Raw genomic sequence first — 20,796 nt, forward strand, 5'->3', positions numbered from 1 at the left:
GCAATACAAGGCTTGCAGCCGATATATAATTGGCAAACTATAATGATGGACCCGTAAATCCTAAGCCTTTCATTCCATTCTTAACTTCGGGGCAGCTCATAAATAAATTCCATAAAAGCCCGCTTCTGTAATTTTCTATCATTACAATTATCGGCCCCTGGTCAATAGCCAGGTACGAGTCGGCAAACCATGGGTTGGTTAGGTTAAAAGCATCGTAAAAACCATATTGCCCCCACATTTTATCACCCAGCTTGTAATAAAAAAAGCGCAGCGCAGCCATCGATTCGGTTGGAGTATACGGCAGCGACGATATTGCCGCTGTAGGCGCTATAACACCCACATCATTTGTTGGCGAACTGGCAGTATAACCGCCCTCAATGTCGCTTGCGGTTAAGCCCCAGCAATCGGCTCCGTAATGGTAATAATTCTTAGGGTTTGCCAGGGCGTATTTATAATTGATCTGGCTGTGCGCTTTATTTTGGCCATCGTAATTGGCATATGCATCGGCCAGCCCGTTGGGGTTAATCCCAAGGAATGAATAATGCGCGAAAAATAGCGGGCCGCCCTGCGCAGGGCCCAATGGCAGTTTAACGCCATAATAAGTATTCCCGTTCTTCATGCTGCCATTGCCCGCCCAGCCATTGTCATAAACAGCCTTCGGCACGCCATGTGTTGTTGACGATACCGCCAGCACGTATGCTATCAGCCCTTCGTTCCAGCCGCTTATTTTCATGTTGATGGCCCAGCCATTACTTGGGCTCCAGTGCCAGTATAACACATTTTGATCGCCCTGCCTAAACCAATCCCACTCTACATTATTCCAAAGCGTGTTGATATCGGCACGAAGGGTTGTTTCATCGGCACCGGCCCCGTTAAAGTACTGGCGGGCAGTTAATAAGCCCTGCATCAGGTACGATGTTTCGATCAGGTCGGCACCGTTATCCTGCGCGCTGAAAGGCTGCACCGCGCCTGTTGCTCCGTTTAGCCAATGCGGGAACGCGCCATGGAAAGTAGCGGCTTTTGTCTTTAAAAACCCAACTATCTTTTGCATACGGGCAAGGCCCCCGGCGCGGGTTATAAAGCCGCGGTTTACACCAACCACCATGGCCATAATGCCAAAGCCCGAACCGCCTGTGGTAACCACATCGCCCGATGAGTTGCGCTCGCGGGCGAGGCCGCTTACGGGGTGCCCAAAATCGTAAAAGTATTTAAGCGTTTGCTTTTGTACCAGGTCCAGCAGTTGATTGTCTGATATGGCAGTAAACTTATCTGTAGAATCGATACCGGTTGTAAGGTTAATGTTAAGGGCTGATTGTAAGCTGCCGCCTTTGGCCGATTTAAGGCCGGTGGTGGCATCCAATGTGTATTTGGTTATGGCAGCCAGCGCAGGCTTTATAATTACTGTGCTGTCGTTGTTTTCGTAAGTGGCTGTGTAGCTAATTGCCGTGCCCGATTTATCTTTTAAATTGATTGCAGAGGCAACGGATGACTTGTTAAGCGGTGTTGAGAAAGTGATTTTGATAACCGGTTTTTTGTTTACGTTGGTATAGGTAAACCCACTGTATATTCCGTTAACCTTTAACGCGTAAAAGCTAAATGATGCAGGGGTAACCGGTGGCGGCACCGGCGGTACCGGGTTTGGCCCACCCCCGCCTTTGCAGGCAAATAGCAATACCAGTAAACCACAACCTGCAAAAATCTTTAAATCTCTCATCATCTATACGTTTAAGTAAGCCATAGCCGCAAAATCTTCCAAAAAAAGAGGCTGCCCGGCTATTAACCGAACAACCTCATACTCAACCAAATGTTTATCTTCCCGATTTTTCGAGCAAGTAAAGCGATTTTACTTCCTCTGCATTCAACGCTTTATTATATATCCTGAAATTATCTAATCCCCCGGAAAACCCTGTAGCCCAGCCTTGTGCCGATGCTGTGGTTGTTAAAGGAGGCATAGTTTGAAACTGCCAGCTACCTACAACCATTGCTGTGGCGTTAACAAACTTTAACGGGCCGTACGGCACATCGGCAGCTGCAGGGTCGTCGCCATGCAGTTTAGGGCCAACCTTGGTGGTGTTTCCGGCCGTACTAACTTCTATAGGTTCGCCGTTCGCGAAAATGTTAAACACCGAAGTAGTATCGTTGTAAACGGCTGTCATGTGTACCCATTTACCCCACGCGTTAGAAACCAGCGCGTTGGTAAACTGGCCTTTCCAGTTAACCGCATCGTTGTTAATGTGCACTTTAAAGTTCATGGTATCTAAGCTGCGGTATCCATCAAGGTAAATGTCAATATTCCCCCAAAAGTCCTTATTGTTATTTAACGAGAATATGCCACGTGCCGGGTCGTCTTTTTTAGGCGCCTGGGCGTTTATCCAGAACGATACCGTAAAATTCTTCATCACAGGGATAGTAGCCCCGGTGCTTCCGTAAGTTACATAACCGGTAGGGTCGCCTTCAAAGCCCTGGCCTTTTATACCTGCACCAAAACTTGTTTCGGTGGCAGTGCCTGCTAAATTGCCAACACTATCGGTAGTTGAGCCGTTAAATGGCAAATACATAACCAGGTTACCCGAGCCAACCTCATTAGCGCTATTGTATCCGCCAATTTTAGGGATCGGTTTTTCGGGACGGTAATCGTTAGCTTTTTCCTGGCAGCCTGTTAATGCCACACTTACCCCTATGCCGCAAAGCAGGGTCACAGTAAGCTTTCTCATTATATTTTTCATTTTGCTGATATTAATTATTAATAATTGGGGTTTTGTGTAAGCACACCGGCAGATAGGTCGATCTCGTTTTGCGGTACCGGCCAAACTTCATTTTTATTAGGTTTCCAGCCCTTAGGGCCAAATATGGCTTGCGCGCGTCCCTGGCGAATAACATCGAAGTAACGGTCAAACTCCATAGCCAGCTCAACCTGGCGTTCATGCCAGATAGCTGTGCGCAGGGCGTCTTTATCTGTGGTAGTAACCTTAGGTAAAACGGCGTTGTTGCCATTTCTTGCACGCGCCCTAACCAGTTCAAGATCGGCTAATGCTTTTGTAGCATCACCTGTTTCGTTGGCAGCTTCGGCATTCATTAACAAAACCTCTGCATATCGTATAACCCTCACATTTTGGTCTTCGCCCTCGTTTTGCACAAACGGAACGTTAAAAGGCACGTATGATTTTTGGTTATAGCGCGGGTTGTCGCCGGTTGCGGCAATAGCATCTCCTTCGGGTGTTGTTTCACCGCGGAAAATGATGGTGGCATCCCTGCGGGGATCACCGGTTTCAAAGGCATCTGCCAGTGCCTGGGTAGGTACGTTAAAGCCCCATCCGCCGCCTGACTGGCCACGCACACCCTGAATTTGTGAGTACTGGCTTGTAGACGCATCTTTTATGCCCGGCAAGCTTTTAGCCTGGATCTCGAACACCGATTCGGAATTGTTTTCGTTAGCAATGCGGAACGACTGTTCAAAGTTAGGGAACAGCGTATAACCCATGCCCATAACCTGGTTGGTATAGGTTAAAACATCGCCCCATTTTTTCTGGTACATGGCAACTTTGGCATGTAGCGCCAATGCAGCGCCTTTTGTAGCACGGCCAACATCTGCCGAACCATAATTTTGAGGTAAAACGGCAGCAGCATCAGTAAGGTCGGTTTCAATCGCAGCCCAAACTTCTGCTTTGGGTGTGCGCGGCAAGTTATACTCTGATGCATCTTTTGGTAAATGCAGCCTTAATACTACATCGCCAAACGCGCGTACTAACCTAAAATAATTGTAAGCGCGAACAAATTTTGCTTCGGCAAGGTAGCGGCTTTTTAAACCGGCATCCATATCTATCCCCGGTACATTATCAAGCACCTGGTTACAAAGCTGGATGCTTTGATATTGGCCGTTCCAAAAATCCTGCAGCTGCCCGTCGGTTGCCGATACGGTAAAATTGTCGTAAGCGTTCATGTAAGTAGCATCGCCTTCACTGCTGCCTTTCTCGGTCTCATCGCTGCCCAGGCTTTCTACAGCCATGGGGGCAAATGCTGTTTGTTTCCATTCGCGCAGGTTAGCGTAAATAGAGTTAACCGCCTTGGTTGCATCTTCCTGTGTTTTAAAGAACTCAACGCTGGGCTGTTGTGCTTGTGGCGGAACGTCAAGGAAGCTTTTTTTGCAACCTTGCGATATCGTCAGCACTGCGCATATATTTAGTGCAAGTGCGTATTTTATGTTTTTATTAAACATGACTGAATATTTTTAAGTTAAAAAGTAACATTTACACCAAAATTGTAGGTTGCATACAACGGGTAAACACCGTTATCAATGCCTGCATTAGTAGCCGAGCCGCCAATTTCGGGGTTAAAGCCCCTGTATTTAAAGCTGTTAAAGGCATTTTGCGCGTTTGCATATACCCTAAGCCTTTTCATAAATAATTTTGATGCTAAAGCTGATGGCAAAGTATAACCTAACTGAAGGTTACGCACCCTGAAATACGCACCGCTTTCTACATAAAAACTGCTTGGCTTATAGTTTTGGCCGCCGCCGATATTAGCAGATGGGTAGGTGTTAGAAGTACCTGCACCATGCCAGCGGTTGTCATAAAAATCTTTAGTGAAGTTTTCTGAACCATAACGCAAACCTAAGTTAGCGTTGTAAACATCCACACCGCCTACGCCCTGGAAATCAACACTAAGGTCAAACTCTTTATAATTGAAAGAGGTGTTTAAACCGTATAGATATTTAGGATTAGGGTTACCAATTACAGCGCGGTCCTTAGCATCTATCTTGTTATCGTTGTTCAGGTCCTTATATTTAAAATCGCCCGGTTTGGCATCCGGTTGTATCGACGAAGCGATCTCTGCAGTAGTTTGGAACACACCATCAACCACCAGGCCGTAAAACTCGCCTATTGGCTGGCCTACAATAGTGCGGGTGCTTAACTGCCCACCTGTAGCTGCGCCGCCACCTGCATATATAGGGTTGGCACCTGTAACAGTATTTAAAACTTTGTTATTGTTTATGCTGAAGTTACCATTAACCGAGTATGAGAAATCTTTCCCTACATTATCTCTCCAACCTAAGGCAAACTCAAAACCCTGGTTACGGAAGGTAGCCTGGTTGCCTATAATTGTGCCTCCATCGGTACCTAACGATCCTAATACAGGTATTGCAAATATTGCCTGTTGAGTTTCCTTTTTATAGTAATCGGCCTCGAATGTTAGTTTATTACTAAGGAACGCCATTTCCAGGCCAACATCTGTACCTACACCGCGCTCCCAATAAGTAATTGGAGGAACGATCTGGGTGATGTTTGCACCTGTTGCAGGTTCGTTATTATAAACTGCCGTAAAGCCGGCTTTTTGATTTACAAGCAGGGTAGATAAATTTGCCGGAACTGATGCATTACCTATTTTACCCCAGCTGCCCCTTATTTTCAAGTTATCAAAAATGTGCTGATCCTTCATAAACTCCTCGTTGCTGATAACCCAGCCCGCGCCGATAGATGGGAAATAACCCCAGCGCTCGTTACCGATGAATTTAGATGACCCATCCGCACGGAATGATGCATTTAACAGGTATTTATCGGCAAAAGAATAGTTAACCCTGCCAAAAAACGACTGATAAGTAGCCAGCGAGCCACCATCAGATACAGACCGTGGGTTAGCTGTATCATTACTGCCCAGTGTAAGGTATTGGTCGCCATCGCTGGTGTTTGGCACATTCTGTGCCGAAGCCGATATTGAATAGGCCTTATAACGCTGTGCCGACTGGCCGGCCAGCACGGTTAAGTGATGCTTGCCGAAGGTTTTATCAAAGGTAAGCGTGTTTTCCCAGATCCAGTTGCGCACTTCAGCGCGCGATACATCAAGGTCGCTTATTTTATTAAATTGTGTTGTAGTAGCCTGGTAAACCGGGTTATAGCTTAAAACTTCGCCCTGGCCAAATTCGCCGCCGAAGCTTGTTTTAAAGGTTAAAAACTTCACCAGTTTAAGCTCGGCAAATACATTACCGGTAACCCTGTAGTTGTTTGATTTCTGATTAAAAAAATCAAGCTGGGCTTTAGGGTTGTTTGGTATGTTACCAACCGGATAATCGTTAGGGTCGCCATAACTTCCGTCGGCATAAAATACCGGTACTACGGGCGCTGCGGTAAACGCTTTGTAAATTACCCCGCCCGGTATATCTTTTGATTTGCTGGATTGTAATACCGCGTTATACCCTAACCTAAGAAAGTTTGTGGCTTGTACGTCCTGCTGTAAGTGCGCGGTGATACGGTCGTAATCGTTACCGGTTACAACACCCTGCTGCTTAAGGTAGCCGGCAGAAAACGAATAACTCGACTTCTCTGTGCTGCCACTAACGGTCAGGTCATGCTTCATGGTGAAGGCATCGCGCAACACAACATTAAGCCAATCGGTACCTGTGCCCAGGCTTGCCGGGTCAGCAAAGGTATTTTTTCCGTTAAGCTCGTTTATCAATGTAGCATATTCCGAGGCGTTAGCCAATTGCGGTTGGTTGGTAACTTTTTGCCAGCCCGCATATGCATTGTAGCTGATACTGGCATTGCCTTTACCTTTTTTAGTGGTTACAAGCACAACACCATTAGCCGCCCTAACCCCGTAAATAGATTCGCTCGAAGCATCTTTTAATATGCTGATGTTTTCAATATCATTAGGGTTAAGGAAACTGATATCATCAAACCAAACCCCATCTACCACATACAGCGGGTTGGCATTACCATACACGGTACCTAAACCGCGGATACGGATCTCCGGTGATGAACCTGGCGAACCATTGTTGGTTATCTGAACACCGGCAACCTTGCCTTGTAACGAACTGATAGCATTTGTTGAGGCCTGTTTTGAAATATCCTCGCCTTTTACCGAAGCTACCGACCCGGTAACATCAAGTTTACGCTGGGTACCATAACCCACAACTACCACGCCCTGTAATTCGTTAGTAGCACTCTGGAGCCTAACATCAATACTGGTTCGGCCACTTATTACAATATCCTGCGTTGTGTACCCTATATAGGATACCTGCAGTGTAGCATTTGATGCGGCGTTTATGGTATAAGCGCCGTTAACATCTGTTTGGGTACCTGTTGTTGTACCTTTTACGCCAACGGTAACACCTATAAGGGCCTCACCAGTTTTCGCGTCGCTAACCTTACCTTTTACGGTAACATTCTGCGCGAGAACCGCGGTTGTGAAAAAAGTAAACAATAAGAGTAACCCCGAGATTGTGTAAATTCTCTTCATAGTGGTTAATTAATTTTTAAGTACTGGTTTAATTGGTTTTTGTAGGTTCGAAATTGTGCAGATATTACAATTTAAGCAAATAATGTAACTCTACATTAATACATCAACCGCAAATTACTTTCACAAAAATTTTAAGAAGAATATTTAAACCATTGATAAACAGTTTTTTACAGCACAGTAGTGTACGCACTACATACTACAAATGCCTTGGGATACAATTTGTGGGTTTTTAGCCTGTTGTGTGGTAATGATGTAGTGTTACAGCTCGATGAGAAACTCAACGAGGTTTTTATCGTGTGCTAAATTGAGCTTTTTACGCAGGCGGTAGCGGCGTATCTCTACCCCGCGCAGTGAAATGTTTAATAAGGATGCCATTTCCTTACTGCTCATATTCATACGCAGGTAGGCGCAAAGTTTCAAATCGTTAGGCACAAGGTCCGGATGGCCGTGTTTTAATTTTTTGAAGAAGTTCTCGTGCGCTTCGTTAAAACTGTTCTCAAAAACGTTCCAGTCGCGGTCATCACTCATACCCTCGTCAATAACCTTGTGGATCTTTTTAAGCTGTTCTTCTGAAAGTTTTTTGCCTGTACTATCTTTAAAATTATTGATCTCGTCGCTTATTTTTTGCAACAGTTCGTTCTTATAAACAATATTCATAGCCGAATTAGCCAGTTCGCGGCTTTTGCTTGCCAGATCGGCCTGTAGCTGTTCGTTTTTTATTGTTACGATATGCTGCTCGTTGGCCACGGCCTCGCGGCGTAAAAATTCCTCTTTTTCGCGCTGCAGTTTTTCATGGATTTCCTGGCGGTGGCGTTTTAATTTTGAACGGTAGTAATACCTGATGCTGTAATATATTAGCACCAGGAGTAATAAGTAAAGTATAATGGCAAACTTACCGGCATACCATGGTGGCAATACTTCGAAGGTAAAGGTTGTTACCGCCGATACATTCTCGTCGTTTATTTTTGCCCGCACCTTAAAATGATATGTGCCCTGGTTAAGGTTTGTAAACTCCTTTTGGCTCTGCGGGCTCCAATCGCTCCATTGCCGCGAGTAGCCTTCCAGGTAAAATTGGTATTTAATTTTTGACTGTTTATAGTACGGCAGCGAGTATGAAATGCGGATGTTATTTTGATTGTAAGGGATGGATATCACAATGTCATCGCTGTTCATATCACTCAGGGCCGATGTTTTATCGGTGATATTCTCCACCTTCCGTATCAATACCGGCGGCAGTTTTAACTTAGGTTGTCGCGATGCATCCTCATCGTTCAGTATCACAAAGCCATCGTCAACACTTATCAGGTAAATTTGGTTATTAATTAGGTTGATGTTTTCGTAGTTCTGCACCATCTGGCCGTTTAGCATGCTAAACCTGTTAGAGTCGATACTTAGTTTACCCGGTACAGAAAGGTCTGCCAGGGCAACCCGCCCATGGTTTATAAACCAATATTTTTTGCCCACAGCTGCTATTACCTTATTTGACGATGCAAAAGTGTTTAGCTTTTTATTAAGCTGCTGATACTTGTAAAACCTGTCGGTAATATCATCATAAACATAAAAGCCCGAGTCTGATGAAAACACGATGCGGTTATCGAGGTTAAATACACCCACGTTGTAACTATCGGGCAGGCCCGAACGCTTATCATAATATTTTTGCGACACCACTTTTTTACTATCCTCACTAAGCGTAACCTTGTAGATGCCCTTATAGGCATGGCTTACCCATATCTGGCCTTTGTTATCCTGTTCTACATAGCGCGATGGCTCGCCAAAGCCCTCTACCTTATGATCAAACACCCAGTTGCCAAACGCGTCTTTATGATATATGATAAGCCCCGTATATGTGCCCTGGATGAGCTGGTTACTATTAAATTTTTTGATGGTCCACCCGCCGCTTAGCGATGTTATTTTGGTGATAGAGCTGCCATTAACCTGGAAGGTACCATCATTATGCCCGCAAAGCAGGCGGCCATCCTGTAACGACAACTCCCATACCTGCCCCTGCGAGCCGGGAATAAGCTTAAAATCAAAAGACTGGAAAAGCCGCTTGGTGCCCGAACTTATCCACTCGCTGTAAAAAAGACCCTGGTTGGTGCCCAGGTATATTTTATTATTGAAAATAATGCTGGAATAAACGGTGCCAAACCTGCCGGTTTTATCAAAGTAAAAATAAAGAGGGGAGTTGATCTCGATACGGTCGATGCCATTATCCAGCCCGGCCCAAAGGTTTTGCTCGGTATCTACATATAAACTCAGCACCGTATTATTTTGCAGCCCGCTCGATTTATTGATATGCTGTACCACATTGCCCGCGGTATCAATAATGATCACGCCGTTTAAAATAGTCCCGTAAGCAATGTATTTACCCAGTATAATAGTGCCATTGTTAAGCTGGTAAGTTTTTAAAAAGTCGTTGGCCTGGTTTTGCCAGGGGGTTATTTGCTTGCCATCGTAAATAAACAAGCCGTTTTTGGCCGTGCCTATAAGGTATTTATCCTTTTGGAAAGGCAGCACAGATAAAACACGACCGCCTAATACATTGCTGCCCTCAATATAGCTAAGCTTATCGCCTTTAAGTTCAAACAAACCCGCGTCAACCTGCTCTACAAAATACCGGCTGCCTGTTTTAAATAAAAAAAGGAAAGGCTTTGGCGCTTTTACAACAGTAATTTTGCCATTAGCATAGATGTATATGGAGCCAAACGACTGGAATATCACCCTATCATTGTCTACATATATTTTCCAAATCTCTTCTTTTATGGGCTGGTACCTTTTAGGGATAAGTTGTGTAAGCGAGTTGTATTTAAGGAAGCCCTTTGAGTTGTTTTCCCAAAAGCCAAACTCGCCAAAGCCGCCCGAATATATTTTGCCCTTGCCATCGGTAGCTGCCGAGCGCACGATAAGCCCGTTGGGCATGCGGTTAAGCTGCCAGTATTTACCGTCGAACGAGAGCAGGCCCTCATCATTGCCAAAATACATAATGCCATGCTCATCGCGCGTTACCGACCAGTTTTGATTACCCGACTGGTATTGCGCCTTGGTATAATTTTGAACATAGGGCACACCAATACTCTTTATATCAGCCGCCCTGGCCAATATATTGCTCAATAAAAAAAATGCAAACAGGATGTGTTTACGCATAGGTGTTTATGGCACGATGTAATTGTACGAAAATACAATTTGCTATTGAATAAACAGTAGGTTACATTTTGGCTGAAGCCAAAACCCGAGCGATTTTGATCCGTCGGCTAAAGCCCACAGTGAGGATGGGTCTTAATACTTCGGCCGATAGCAACTTTTATTCATTGCCGTCCTATAAATGCGATGGCAATGATAAGCAAATCCGGCTTTAGCCGAAACTATTCGCCAGCTAACTGAACGGTACCTTTTTTAGCGGTGTTAACCGGTTGCGGTACTTTTACATAGTATCCGGTGCCATCATAAACACGTTTACGCGGGTGCTCCTGGCAGGCATCGCTGCAGCAGCCATCCATTTTGGTGCCGCACTCGTCGCATTGGGTAAAATGCTCGTTGCACTCGGGGTTGGCACAATTGATCATTTTTGGAGTGGTTTTGCCACAGTTGCGGCAGGTTGAGATAACCACCGGGTTTACGCTGTTTACATCAACCGACAGGCGATTGTCGAACACGTAACATTTGCCTTCAAAATCCTCGCCACCGGTTTCCTTGCCGTATTTAATAATTCCGCCGTGCAGCTGGTAAACATCGCTAAAGCCTTCGTGCAATAGCAGGGCCGATGCCTTTTCGCATTTGATGCCGCCGGTGCAGTAGGTAAGTATTTTTTTATCCTTGTATTGGGCAAGCTCGTTGATCATGGCAGGGAAGTCGCGGAAGTTCTCGATATCCAAAGTAACCGCGTTTTTAAATTTGCCCAGGGAGTGTTCATAGTTGGAGCGTACATCCAGGATAACTACATCGTCGCGGTCTTTCATGGCCAAAAAGTCTTTTGGCTCCAGGTGCTTGCCGGTTTTTTGTTGCGGGTTGATGATGTTTGGGTCGCGCAGGCCCGAATGTACAATCTCTGATTTATAGCGGCAGTGCATTTTCACAAACGAAGGTTCTTCTACCTCATCAACTTTAAAATCGATACCGGCAAACCGCTCGTCTGCGTGCAAGGTATCCATATAGGTTTTGCATGCATCGGCTGTGCCGGATACTGTGCCGTTCAATCCCTCGTTGGCTACAATAATGCGCCCGGTTAATCCAAGAGATCTACAAAATTTTAAATGATCGGCAGCAAATTGCTCGCCATCGGCTATTGTTGAATAACAATAGTAAAGTAGTGTGTTGTATTTTATCATAACCACATTGATACCGCTGCAAACGGTGTTAAATGAGGTGCAAATGTAGTAAAAAGTTGAAAGTTCAAAGTCGAAAGTAGTAAAGATTAACTTTTGACTTCGAACTTTAGACTTTCAACTCTCTACCGTATCCCGTAAAATATCCTGATACCCTGCAGGTATTTTTTGTTGCCCATGTAAGATACGCCGTAATCTACGCGGAAAATAAGGCGCTGAACGCCAACGTAAAATTCGCGGTAATTGGGGTTTTCTTTGGTTGTTAAAAAGTTGGCGCCTATAACCTCTTCGAGTTTTAGTTTACGGATGAGCGGCACTTTACTTAATATCGACCCTGCAAAATTATGCTGGTAATGCGCCTCGAAGAATGCCCCGCCCGTGCTAAACTGATAAAAAGGAAGGAAGTGGAAGCTACCGATGTATGTCGGGTCGAAAGTGGTACCCTGGTTACCTAAAAAGTGGTAATTATCCATGTAGTACAGGGTATTGTGGTTAAAAAAGTTGCCCCCGGTTAATTTGAACGATGAAAAGCCTGAAAGCCCTATCCGCAGGTTATTTTGCGAAATATCTGCCGATGCGAAATCATAATTTACATCCGAGCCGAAAGCCTTGTTGATCCCTTTACGGTAATTGAGGGTTAGGGTGGGATATTTTGATGGCAGATTAAACTTGCCTGTAGGCCGGGTGATATACTGCTGATCGAACGTAAAAGTTACCGACGTATTAAAAGTTAACGCCTGGTTCTGCGGGAATAAGAACGAGTGGTCATCGGCTGGAGCGTCATCAGGTGCTTTAGGGTTGTTAGAGGTGTACTCTTTATCTTTCACATCTCTGATATGCCCAAAAGCTGTATTGTACAATTGTGTGCGACTGGCATAGCTTAATCCCCCCATCCACAAAATGCCGTTCGATAGTTCGCGCTGGTAGCCAAAGCCGCCAAATTGCGAACGGTAATATTTGACATAGTTATTCTCGGATAATAGCGTACTCAGCGTATTAAAGTATAACGACCGCGTACCAACATTATTCAGGTCGAGGATATCGCTTCCAAAATCAACATAAAATTTGGCGTTATGGAAAGGGTCATTCAAATACTCGGCATGTACATTGGCGCTGAATAACTTATTAGCAAACCCATACCGCAGGGCAGGGGTAATACTGTACGAATGCCAATCGTCAATAACATGGGTATAGCGTACTTTGGCGTTTATACCAAAGCCTTCTACAGTGTTGTAATAAAACGTTTGTAAGAACGGGAAAACGTGCAGCGAATCGCGCTCATCGCGGCTACTGGCATCGTAGCCGAATATCAGGTAGCCGGGGTAGTTAATGCCGTTTTTTTCGTGCTGCAACGAATCTAAATACCTGTCTGTTTTTTTGTATGCCGCAATGCTGTCCTTCTTTTGATAATCGCGTGTTTCTAACCGGGTTAAGGGCAAAAGGCGGCGTGTATCCCAATATGCCGATGGTTTACTGTTGGCGGCTGTATCTATCCGTAATATTTCGCCATTGAAAAAGCCGGGCGGAAACTTGGGATTTATTTTGTAGTTGTTAAAAATCCCTTCGTAATAACCGCCAAACTTAAACCCTAATACCGAACCTTTAAAATTAAATTGTATAGCAGCCGGCATCCAAACGCTATCCGTAATAGGGATGTATTGCTGACTTATACGCATGGTATCAACCAGGTTAAGGCTGCTCATGGTATTGGTTAGGTAAAGGTCGGCGCTGTAAATTCGCCAGTCGCCTTCCACTATATATAAGCTCCCCTGAAAATACATCCCATGCTCCCGCTTGGGTATAACTTCTATCTTATCAATAGTACGCCCGTTTTGTATGGTGCTGCCAATTAGCTTGTAATTATAAAAATCGAACGCGTTTGATGCCAGCGGCGATATGTAGCCGCGGGTACTAAGGCCGTTAATTTTAAAAACATCATTATAAAAATTCACCTGCAGGTCTGACGCTTTGCTATAATCAAACGCCGTATTTATACCTGCTTCCCTTGAGGCTATGGTAACCTCCCTAACTTTGTTTGGCCTGGCAAAATTATACGTAGATAGCAGCTCTGACTGATAAAGGATACCCCGCCCGTTCGAGTCGAGGTCTAATGCCTGAGTTACTGCTTTGCTGGTTAACGATTTTGGTGAACTAAGCAGCCTTTGCACTGCTTTAATATATACCGAGCATGAATAGCTGTTTACTTCTTCCAGGTGCTGCTTGCGTTTGGCAATGGCCATGCGCATAATGGTATCGCCGGGGTCAAGGTTTTCCTTCCACTTGTCAGATAAAGCGCTGAATTTAAAAACCTCGCCGGCAAGCTGCACATCATGCACCTCATTATGGTCGGTTATGGTAATGCTTTCGGTTTGTTCTTTATAGCCCGTAAAGCGGTAGGTAACGTTGTATGTACCGGGGCTTAATTTAAACTGGTAGCTGCCTTCTTCGTTGGCAGTTGTGCCGTAAGTAGAGTTACGGATATATACCGATGTAAAGCCCACCGTCTCGTTATTTGGGCCGGTAACAAGCCCCGATAGCACATACTGCTGTGCCGAAACACTCAGGGAGGTTAGTATAAATAAAACAAAAGGTAAATATCTTCTCATATGGAATTTTACGATTAATAGTATTTACAGGCAAAATGTTTGGTGGTACACGTAATTTACATAAAATGTTTTGCATAACCGTTCAATTACAGGTTATTGTTTAATTTTGAGCCATTAATATCATCACATATGTATAAAACATTGCATCCCGTTTTACAGCAGGAACTTACCGACATTGAAAGTGCCGGCTTATATAAACGCGAAAGAATTATCACCTCGCCGCAGGGCGCTGATATTACCGTACAGGGCGGTAAAGAAGTTATAAATTTTTGTGCCAATAATTACCTGGGGCTTTCGGCACATCCAAAAGTAATTGCGGCTGCCAAAGCCACTATGGATACGCATGGATACGGCTTGTCGTCAGTTCGTTTTATTTGCGGTACGCAGGATATCCATAAAAAATTGGAGCAAAAGATCTCGGAATTTTTAGGCACCGAAGATACCATTCTTTATGCCGCCGCTTTTGATGCCAATGGTGGCGTTTTCGAGCCGCTTTTTAACGATCAGGACGCCATTATATCCGATGAATTGAACCATGCGTCCATCATCGACGGGGTGCGTCTTTGCAAAGCACAGCGCAAACGTTATAAGCACGATGACATGGCCGATCTGGAAGAGCAACTAAAAGCCACGCAGGACCTTCGCCACCGTATCATCGTTACCGATGGCGCGTTCTCTATGGATGGTACCATAGCGCAGCTGGATAAAATTTGCGCCCTTGCCGAGCAGTACAACGCTTTGGTGATGATAGACGAAAGCCATTGCAGTGGTTTTATGGGCAAAACCGGTCGCGGTACGCACGAGCACCATAACGTAATGGGTAAAATAGATATCATTACCGGTACATTGGGCAAAGCTTTAGGCGGTGCATCGGGCGGGTTTACATCGGGCCGTAAAGAAATTATCGACATGCTGCGCCAGCGCTCGCGCCCATACCTGTTTAGCAATACTTTGGCCCCCGCCATTACCGGCGCATCAATAGCCGTGCTGGATATGCTTAGCGAAACTACCGACCTGCGCGATAAACTGGAAAGCAACACCCAATACTTCCGCGAGAAAATGACCGCAGCAGGGTTCGATATAAAACCCGGTGTGCACCCCATTGTACCGGTAATGCTTTACGAAGCTAAACTTGCGCAGGAGTTTGCAGCTAAAATGTTGGAAGAGGGTATCTACGTGATCGGTTTCTACTACCCGGTTGTTCCGCAGGGCAAAGCACGTATCCGTGTGCAGATCTCTGCCGCGCACGATGTTGCGCATTTGGATAAGGCCATCGCCGCGTTTACCAAAGTGGGCAAAGCTTTAGGGGTGATTAAATAGTTACGTATAAATTATTTATATTTGTACGTATAAATTACAGGGTATGAAACTGACTTTAAACATAGACCCCGGATTAATTCATCAAATTAAAGAGGTCGCAAAGAAAAAAAATACAAGTCTGTCAAAAATAACGGAAGGCCTTTTTAAAAAGGTGATAGATACTGAAAGTGAGCCTTTTCAAATGAAAAGCCTTGATGAATTAGATAAACTGGCAAAAAGGTTTTCTATCGCAGGTGATCCTGTGCCTGACTTTGACCACAAAGCCGAATATCATAACCACCTTGAACAAAAATACGGGGTGTGAAAAAGCTTTTTTTAGACAGCGATATTCTGTTAGATTTATCGTTAAAAAGGTCGGTGTTTTTTCTACCAGCACTTAATATTATACACTTGCTTGAAAAGGGTTACTTTAACGCTGTAACCTCCTCAGTAGCTTTTGTAAATATTCATTACTTTCTTAACAAGTACGATAGATTGAATAAGTTTTCCTTGTTAAATGAAATACGGTCAGTTATTTCCATAATCAATGTAGACGAAGAAATAATTGATATGGCGTTAAAGAGCAACTCGCCCGATTTTGAAGATGCTGTTCAATACTACGCTGCAATTAGTGGGGGATGCGATGCAATCATCACCCGAAATATAAAAGACTACAAGCAATCGACAATACCGGTATTAACTGCCGAACAATTTCTAAGAACATTATAATGCAATCTAAAATAGACCAATATACTGCCGAGATAAAAGCTTTCACTGCCGCCAAAGCGGATGAGCTGGAAGCCTTCCGCATAAAATTTTTGGGTACCAAGGGTATAATAAAAGACCTTTTTGAGGAGTTTAAAACCGTTGGCCCCGAAGAGAAACGCACCTTTGGTAAAGTACTGAACCAGTTTAAGCAATTTGCCGAAGGCCGGTATAACGAGATCAAAGAATCTTTAGACTCAGGACCTAAGACTCAAGACTTGGAACTTGATCTTACGCTGCCCGGCGATGGCTTTGAGGTAGGCTCGCGGCACCCGCTTTCGCTGGTACGTAACGAGATCATCGATATATTCAAGCGCCTTGGTTTTGTTGTAGCCGAAGGACCCGAGATAGAGGACGACTGGCATAACTTTTCGGCGCTTAACTTCCCGCAGGAACACCCGGCAAGGGATATGCAGGACACCTTTTTCATCCGCAAGGGTGATGGTACGGATGATATCGCTTTGCGTACCCACACCTCATCGGTACAGGTGCGCATGATGGAGAACGGTAAACCGCCGTTCCGCGCTATTATGCCGGGTCGCGTTTACCGTAACGAAGCCATCTCGGCACGCGCACATTGCTTTTTTCACCAGGTTGAAGGATTGTATGTTGACGAGAATGTTTCGTTCAGTGACCTGAAGCAAACCCTTTATCATTTTGTACAGGAGCTTTACGGCGAGGGTACTAAGGTGCGTTTCCGCCCTTCGTACTTCCCGTTCACCGAGCCATCTGCCGAAATGGATATATCCTGTACCATTTGTAAAGGCGCGGGCTGCAACATGTGCAAGTACAGCGGCTGGGTAGAGATATTGGGCTGCGGAATGGTTGACCCGAATGTTTTAGAGAATTGCGGTATCGACAGTAAAAAATATACCGGTTTTGCCTTTGGCATGGGTATCGAGCGTATTACCAATTTGAAATATGTGATCCGCGATCTGCGTTTATTCTCTGAGAACGATCTGCGTTTCTTAAAACAATTCACCACCGATATTATATAGATGAGGAATATCCCGGCCCTGCTTATTATTTGTCTGCTTTTTTTAGGCTGCGGTAAAGCCGAAAATGTAGTGCCGCGTGTACCCGTAAACGTAAAAATTGTAAAAACAGATCCGCGGTACACCTCGCTTAGCGCTCCCGGAGGGTTTGCTTACGTAGCGGGTGCAGGCGTTGCCGGGATCATTATTTATCGCCAGGTGGATGGTTCATACACTGCTTACGACCGCTGCAGCAGCTACCAGCCCGAAAAACTTTGCGCTATTACGGTTGATGATACCGGCTTTACCGCTACCGACCCATGCAGCGGGTCAAAGTTCTCATTATCTGATGGCAGCCCGGTTAAAGCCCCGGCCACCAAATATCTCAGGTCGTACATTGTAAATACGACACAATTTGAGATATTTGTTTCAAATTGACCCATGGAAGCCGATAAAATCAAAGACAGCATTAAGCGGGCGGCGCAGGACCTGTTCCGCAAATTCGGTTACCACAAAACCAGTGTGAACGAAATAGCCAAACGGGCTAAAATTGCAAAAGCAACCATTTATAAGTATTTTGATAGTAAGGAAGCGCTTTTGCACGTTTTGCTGATGGATTATATTAAGGTGAGTGTTGACGACCTGATAACCACCAACACCCCCGATATGGACGAGGAAGCCCACCTGAGCAACCTCATCATGAAAACCTGCCGCCTGTCGTACACCGTTTGTAACGAATTTATTGGCTGGGACTTTATCCGCGAAAGCACCAACTCGCAGGATTTTTTAAAGAACCTGTCAAACGAGCTGGAAGAACTGCTGGTCCTCTCGTTTACCCAACTGGCCGGTATCCGCAAGCACGAAACTTACCAACAGCGCATCCGTTTCCTCATCAAATGCAGCAAAAGCATTGTGTTCAGCTTCGCGTTCACCTCGGTAAGCGACAGCGATGTGCGCAAAAATTTCGTTTCTTTTCAAAAAGAGATCCTGCCTTATTTGGTTAAGGCGGCTATCATCGTGTAATTATTTTGATTTTTATTTGGATTGTACGTTTTTAATAACTTACTTTGAATAACAAAGTGCTTTTAAGTGAAAGAAAACGAAATACAAGACGAGCTTACCTCTATCCGCAGCATGATGGAGCGCTCCTCAAAATTTATTTCGCTAAGCGGCCTTAGCGGGGTGCTTGCGGGTGTTTACGCGCTGATAGGAGCGGGCCTGGCCTATAATATCATTTATGGCTCCGGTGGTTTTTTTAATTACCGCGATTATGTTATTGCCAATTCGGGCAGCTCGTCTGCAGATCTTTACACTTTAATACTTATTGCATTGGTTGTACTGATTGCATCCGTGGCTACCTGTGTAATACTCACCATGGGTAACGCTAAAAAGAAGAACCAGCCCATTTGGGGCAGCAGCAGCCGCCAGATACTATTTAACATGACTGTACCTTTATTAGCAGGCGGCGCATTAACCCTTATTTTAATAAGCCGGGGTTATGTGGGCATTGTAGCATCGGCAACGTTAATATTTTATGGCCTGGCACTTATAAATGCAAGTAATTTTACTTTTAAAGATGTTAGATACTTAGGCATTTGCGAAATTATCTTAGGTTTGCTTGCCGCTTTACTGCCGGGTTATGGTTTGCTGTTTTGGGCTGTAGGTTTTGGCGTACTGCACATTGTTTACGGCAGCATTATGTACTTAAAATACGATAGTAAAGCTTGATGTGTACACACATGAAGGGCTATCCTATCTAAAAAATAATATTGGTGAAAGTTCCATTTGAAAAACTTGATAAGGCGTTTGAGAACCGGCTGCGTTTGCAAATAATGAGTGTGCTGATGGTTAACGATCGTTACGATTTTAACTCGCTGAAGGAGCTGCTGGATACCACCGATGGTAACCTGGCATCGCACCTTAAAGCGCTGGAGAAAGAGGAGTACATTATCATACATAAATCGTTTTTGGGGCGCAAGCCAAATACCAATTACCAGGCGAGCGACAAAGGCAAGCAGGCCTTTAAACAACACCTTAACGCTTTAGAACAGATCATTAAAAATCAGAGATCACTATAAACTATATTTTTTTACCTAAATGCTTTGTAATTCAAAGTACTTTTAAATAAACAAATGATACAAGAACAACAACCATCCGCCTTTAGGGGATTTATGAATTGGCTCAAGGAGTCGATCACCGTTAAATTAGTTTTTATTGGCTTTTTAATATTGGTGCTGCTCATCCCATCAGCATTAATTGGCGACCTTATCCGCGAGCGTGCCACCCGGCAGGATGAAATGGTAAAAGGGATAGCCGATACGTGGTCGGGCAGCCAAACGGTAAAGGGCCCGGTTTTGGTGATACCTTACCACAAAATCACAAAGTTTAGTGATAATGATAAGAAAGAAATAACGCGCGATGTAATTGAGAATTTATACATCCTGCCCGAGAATTTAAAAATCAAAGCAAACTTAAAACCCGAACTGCTGCACAGGGGCATGTTTGAAACGGTAGTTTACAATTCGTCTATCAGGGTATCGGGCAATTTTGGCAAAGCCGAACTGGGCAGCCTGTCGTTAATGCCCGAGCAGTTGATCCTGGATAAAGCGAGGCTGGAGTTTAGCATCTCGGACCTGAAAGGGTTAAAAAATAACCCCATGGTAAACGCCGCCGGCCAGCAGCTTACCGCCGAGCCGTCGTTTAACGCCCACCCGTTATTTAACGGTGGCCTGCAGGCAAACCTGAATTTGACCAATGTATCAAACGGTGCTTTTACTTTTGATTACACGCTCGACTTAAAAGGCAGCCAGGAACTTCATTTTTTACACCTGGGCAAAACAACCGATGTTGAAGTGGCGGGCAAATGGTCGTCGCCAAGTTTTGATGGCCGTTACCTGCCCGATGACCGCCATGTAGATACCAGTGGCTTTACCGCAAAGTGGCGCATGCTATATTACAATCGCCCGTTCCCGCAGCAATGGGTGGCTGATAATAATTTGCTTACTGATGAGAATAAACTTGCCGATGCGTCGTTCGGCGTTAAGCTGCGCCTGCCGGTTGACCAGTACCAGAAAATAACCCGCACCAGCAAGTATGCCATACTGATAGTGCTGCTAACCTTTGTATCACTCTTCCTTACCGAGGTTATCCGCAAAAACAGGATCCATCCGTTTAATTATATCCTTATCGGCGCAGCCATGATCATTTATTACACCCTGCTGCTATCGTTCTCAGAACAGGTTGGTTATAACATGGCCTACCTTATAGCCTCGGTGGCTACCATAGGGCTGGTGTCGGTTTTCATCGCTTCGCTGCTTAAAAATAAAGGGGCGGCGGCGCTGTTCGCGCTTATATTATCCATTATCTACGTCTTTATTTTCGTCATTATCCAACTGGAAGACCTGGCATTAATGATAGGCAGTATCGCGCTGTTCATTATTACAGGTTTGCTCATGTATTTCTCGCGCAAAATAAACTGGGATAAACATTAACCCGTAGAGGCGCGATACTTCGCGTCTCTTTTTAATCCGGTATCATATTACTCATTAAAGGCGCGAGGTATAGCGCCTTTACAAAAACCTAATAAACATCAAAACC

The 20,796-nt window shown here is 44.7% G+C and carries 16 protein-coding genes; 9 read left to right on the forward strand and 7 right to left on the reverse strand.

Going from position 1 to position 20,796, the window contains the following annotated elements; genetic code table 11:
- Nucleotides 1-37: 37 nt before the first annotated feature.
- From EWM62_RS13125 to EWM62_RS13155, 7 genes are all read right to left on the reverse strand, one after another.
- Complete coding sequence (locus tag EWM62_RS13125; protein WP_129877132.1) at nucleotides 38-1,714, reverse strand: glucoamylase family protein; 1,677 nt, start codon at nucleotides 1,712-1,714, stop codon at nucleotides 38-40.
- A 94-nt stretch (nucleotides 1,715-1,808) separates the two neighbouring features.
- Nucleotides 1,809-2,714, reverse strand: coding sequence for a LamG domain-containing protein (locus EWM62_RS13130; RefSeq protein ID WP_162499838.1), 906 nt, complete (start codon nucleotides 2,712-2,714; stop codon nucleotides 1,809-1,811).
- A gap of 29 nt (nucleotides 2,715-2,743) precedes the next feature.
- On the reverse strand, nucleotides 2,744-4,216 hold the full coding sequence (locus EWM62_RS13135) for a RagB/SusD family nutrient uptake outer membrane protein (protein WP_129877134.1): 1,473 nt from the start codon (nucleotides 4,214-4,216) through the stop codon (nucleotides 2,744-2,746).
- Nucleotides 4,217-4,233: 17 nt separating this feature from the next.
- Entirely contained in the window at nucleotides 4,234-7,233 is a 3,000-nt protein-coding gene (locus EWM62_RS13140) for a SusC/RagA family TonB-linked outer membrane protein (RefSeq protein WP_129877135.1), read from the reverse strand.
- 258 nt (nucleotides 7,234-7,491) lie between these two features.
- Nucleotides 7,492-10,377, reverse strand: coding sequence for a triple tyrosine motif-containing protein (locus EWM62_RS13145; protein ID WP_129877136.1), 2,886 nt, complete (start codon nucleotides 10,375-10,377; stop codon nucleotides 7,492-7,494).
- A 218-nt stretch (nucleotides 10,378-10,595) separates the two neighbouring features.
- On the reverse strand, nucleotides 10,596-11,558 hold the full coding sequence (gene trhO / locus EWM62_RS13150; RefSeq protein ID WP_129877137.1) for an oxygen-dependent tRNA uridine(34) hydroxylase TrhO: 963 nt from the start codon (nucleotides 11,556-11,558) through the stop codon (nucleotides 10,596-10,598).
- 122 nt (nucleotides 11,559-11,680) lie between these two features.
- The gene (locus tag EWM62_RS13155; protein ID WP_129877138.1) at nucleotides 11,681-14,161 is read right to left on the reverse strand and encodes a DUF5686 family protein; all 2,481 of its coding nucleotides are present in this window, start codon (nucleotides 14,159-14,161) and stop codon (nucleotides 11,681-11,683) included.
- 129 nt (nucleotides 14,162-14,290) lie between these two features.
- Here EWM62_RS13155 and kbl point away from each other — a divergent pair, with 129 nt between their 5' ends.
- The 9 genes from kbl to creD all read left to right on the forward strand — a co-directional run bounded on the left by kbl (nucleotide 14,291) and on the right by creD (nucleotide 20,690).
- Entirely contained in the window at nucleotides 14,291-15,481 is a 1,191-nt protein-coding gene (gene kbl, locus EWM62_RS13160; protein WP_129877139.1) for a glycine C-acetyltransferase, read from the forward strand.
- Nucleotides 15,482-15,524: 43 nt separating this feature from the next.
- Nucleotides 15,525-15,785 carry a DUF6364 family protein gene (locus EWM62_RS13165; protein ID WP_129877140.1) on the forward strand — a complete coding sequence of 87 codons (261 nt, stop codon included), beginning with the start codon at nucleotides 15,525-15,527 and terminating at the stop codon, nucleotides 15,783-15,785.
- Complete coding sequence (locus EWM62_RS13170; protein ID WP_162499839.1) at nucleotides 15,782-16,189, forward strand: type II toxin-antitoxin system VapC family toxin; 408 nt, start codon at nucleotides 15,782-15,784, stop codon at nucleotides 16,187-16,189. Before EWM62_RS13165 ends, EWM62_RS13170 begins: the two co-directional genes overlap by 4 nt.
- On the forward strand, nucleotides 16,189-17,223 hold the full coding sequence (pheS, locus tag EWM62_RS13175; protein ID WP_203235044.1) for a phenylalanine--tRNA ligase subunit alpha: 1,035 nt from the start codon (nucleotides 16,189-16,191) through the stop codon (nucleotides 17,221-17,223). Before EWM62_RS13170 ends, pheS begins: the two co-directional genes overlap by 1 nt.
- A complete protein-coding gene (locus tag EWM62_RS13180) occupies nucleotides 17,224-17,637 on the forward strand; it encodes a Rieske (2Fe-2S) protein (protein WP_129877141.1) in 414 nt (137 codons plus the stop codon). It abuts the gene before it with no gap.
- Between the two features lie 3 nt (nucleotides 17,638-17,640).
- The gene (locus EWM62_RS13185; protein ID WP_129877142.1) at nucleotides 17,641-18,222 is read left to right on the forward strand and encodes a TetR/AcrR family transcriptional regulator; all 582 of its coding nucleotides are present in this window, start codon (nucleotides 17,641-17,643) and stop codon (nucleotides 18,220-18,222) included.
- A 66-nt stretch (nucleotides 18,223-18,288) separates the two neighbouring features.
- The gene (locus EWM62_RS13190) at nucleotides 18,289-18,927 is read left to right on the forward strand and encodes a hypothetical protein (RefSeq protein WP_129877143.1); all 639 of its coding nucleotides are present in this window, start codon (nucleotides 18,289-18,291) and stop codon (nucleotides 18,925-18,927) included.
- Between the two features lie 44 nt (nucleotides 18,928-18,971).
- A complete protein-coding gene (locus tag EWM62_RS13195; RefSeq protein ID WP_238989342.1) occupies nucleotides 18,972-19,277 on the forward strand; it encodes a winged helix-turn-helix domain-containing protein in 306 nt (101 codons plus the stop codon).
- Nucleotides 19,278-19,370: 93 nt separating this feature from the next.
- The gene (creD, locus tag EWM62_RS13200; RefSeq protein WP_238989343.1) at nucleotides 19,371-20,690 is read left to right on the forward strand and encodes a cell envelope integrity protein CreD; all 1,320 of its coding nucleotides are present in this window, start codon (nucleotides 19,371-19,373) and stop codon (nucleotides 20,688-20,690) included.
- Nucleotides 20,691-20,796 lie beyond the last annotated feature (106 nt).

The sequence above is a fragment of the Mucilaginibacter terrigena genome, assembly GCF_004168255.1.
In the GTDB taxonomy this organism is placed as follows: domain Bacteria; phylum Bacteroidota; class Bacteroidia; order Sphingobacteriales; family Sphingobacteriaceae; genus Mucilaginibacter; species Mucilaginibacter terrigena.

Excerpts from the sequence above, each read along its gene's own strand:
- EWM62_RS13125 (WP_129877132.1), bottom strand. The coding sequence starts at position 1,714 with ATGAGAGATTTAAAGATTTTTGCAGGTTGTGGTTTACTGGTATTGCTA.
- EWM62_RS13130 (WP_162499838.1), bottom strand. The coding sequence starts at position 2,714 with ATGAGAAAGCTTACTGTGACCCTGCTTTGCGGCATAGGGGTAAGTGTG.
- EWM62_RS13135 (WP_129877134.1), bottom strand. The coding sequence starts at position 4,216 with ATGTTTAATAAAAACATAAAATACGCACTTGCACTAAATATATGCGCA.
- EWM62_RS13140 (WP_129877135.1), bottom strand. The coding sequence starts at position 7,233 with ATGAAGAGAATTTACACAATCTCGGGGTTACTCTTATTGTTTACTTTT.
- EWM62_RS13145 (WP_129877136.1), bottom strand. The coding sequence starts at position 10,377 with ATGCGTAAACACATCCTGTTTGCATTTTTTTTATTGAGCAATATATTG.
- trhO (WP_129877137.1), bottom strand. The coding sequence starts at position 11,558 with ATGATAAAATACAACACACTACTTTACTATTGTTATTCAACAATAGCC.
- EWM62_RS13155 (WP_129877138.1), bottom strand. The coding sequence starts at position 14,161 with ATGAGAAGATATTTACCTTTTGTTTTATTTATACTAACCTCCCTGAGT.
- kbl (WP_129877139.1), top strand. The coding sequence starts at position 14,291 with ATGTATAAAACATTGCATCCCGTTTTACAGCAGGAACTTACCGACATT.
- EWM62_RS13165 (WP_129877140.1), top strand. The coding sequence starts at position 15,525 with ATGAAACTGACTTTAAACATAGACCCCGGATTAATTCATCAAATTAAA.
- pheS (WP_203235044.1), top strand. The coding sequence starts at position 16,189 with ATGCAATCTAAAATAGACCAATATACTGCCGAGATAAAAGCTTTCACT.
- EWM62_RS13180 (WP_129877141.1), top strand. The coding sequence starts at position 17,224 with ATGAGGAATATCCCGGCCCTGCTTATTATTTGTCTGCTTTTTTTAGGC.
- EWM62_RS13185 (WP_129877142.1), top strand. The coding sequence starts at position 17,641 with ATGGAAGCCGATAAAATCAAAGACAGCATTAAGCGGGCGGCGCAGGAC.
- creD (WP_238989343.1), top strand. The coding sequence starts at position 19,371 with ATGAATTGGCTCAAGGAGTCGATCACCGTTAAATTAGTTTTTATTGGC.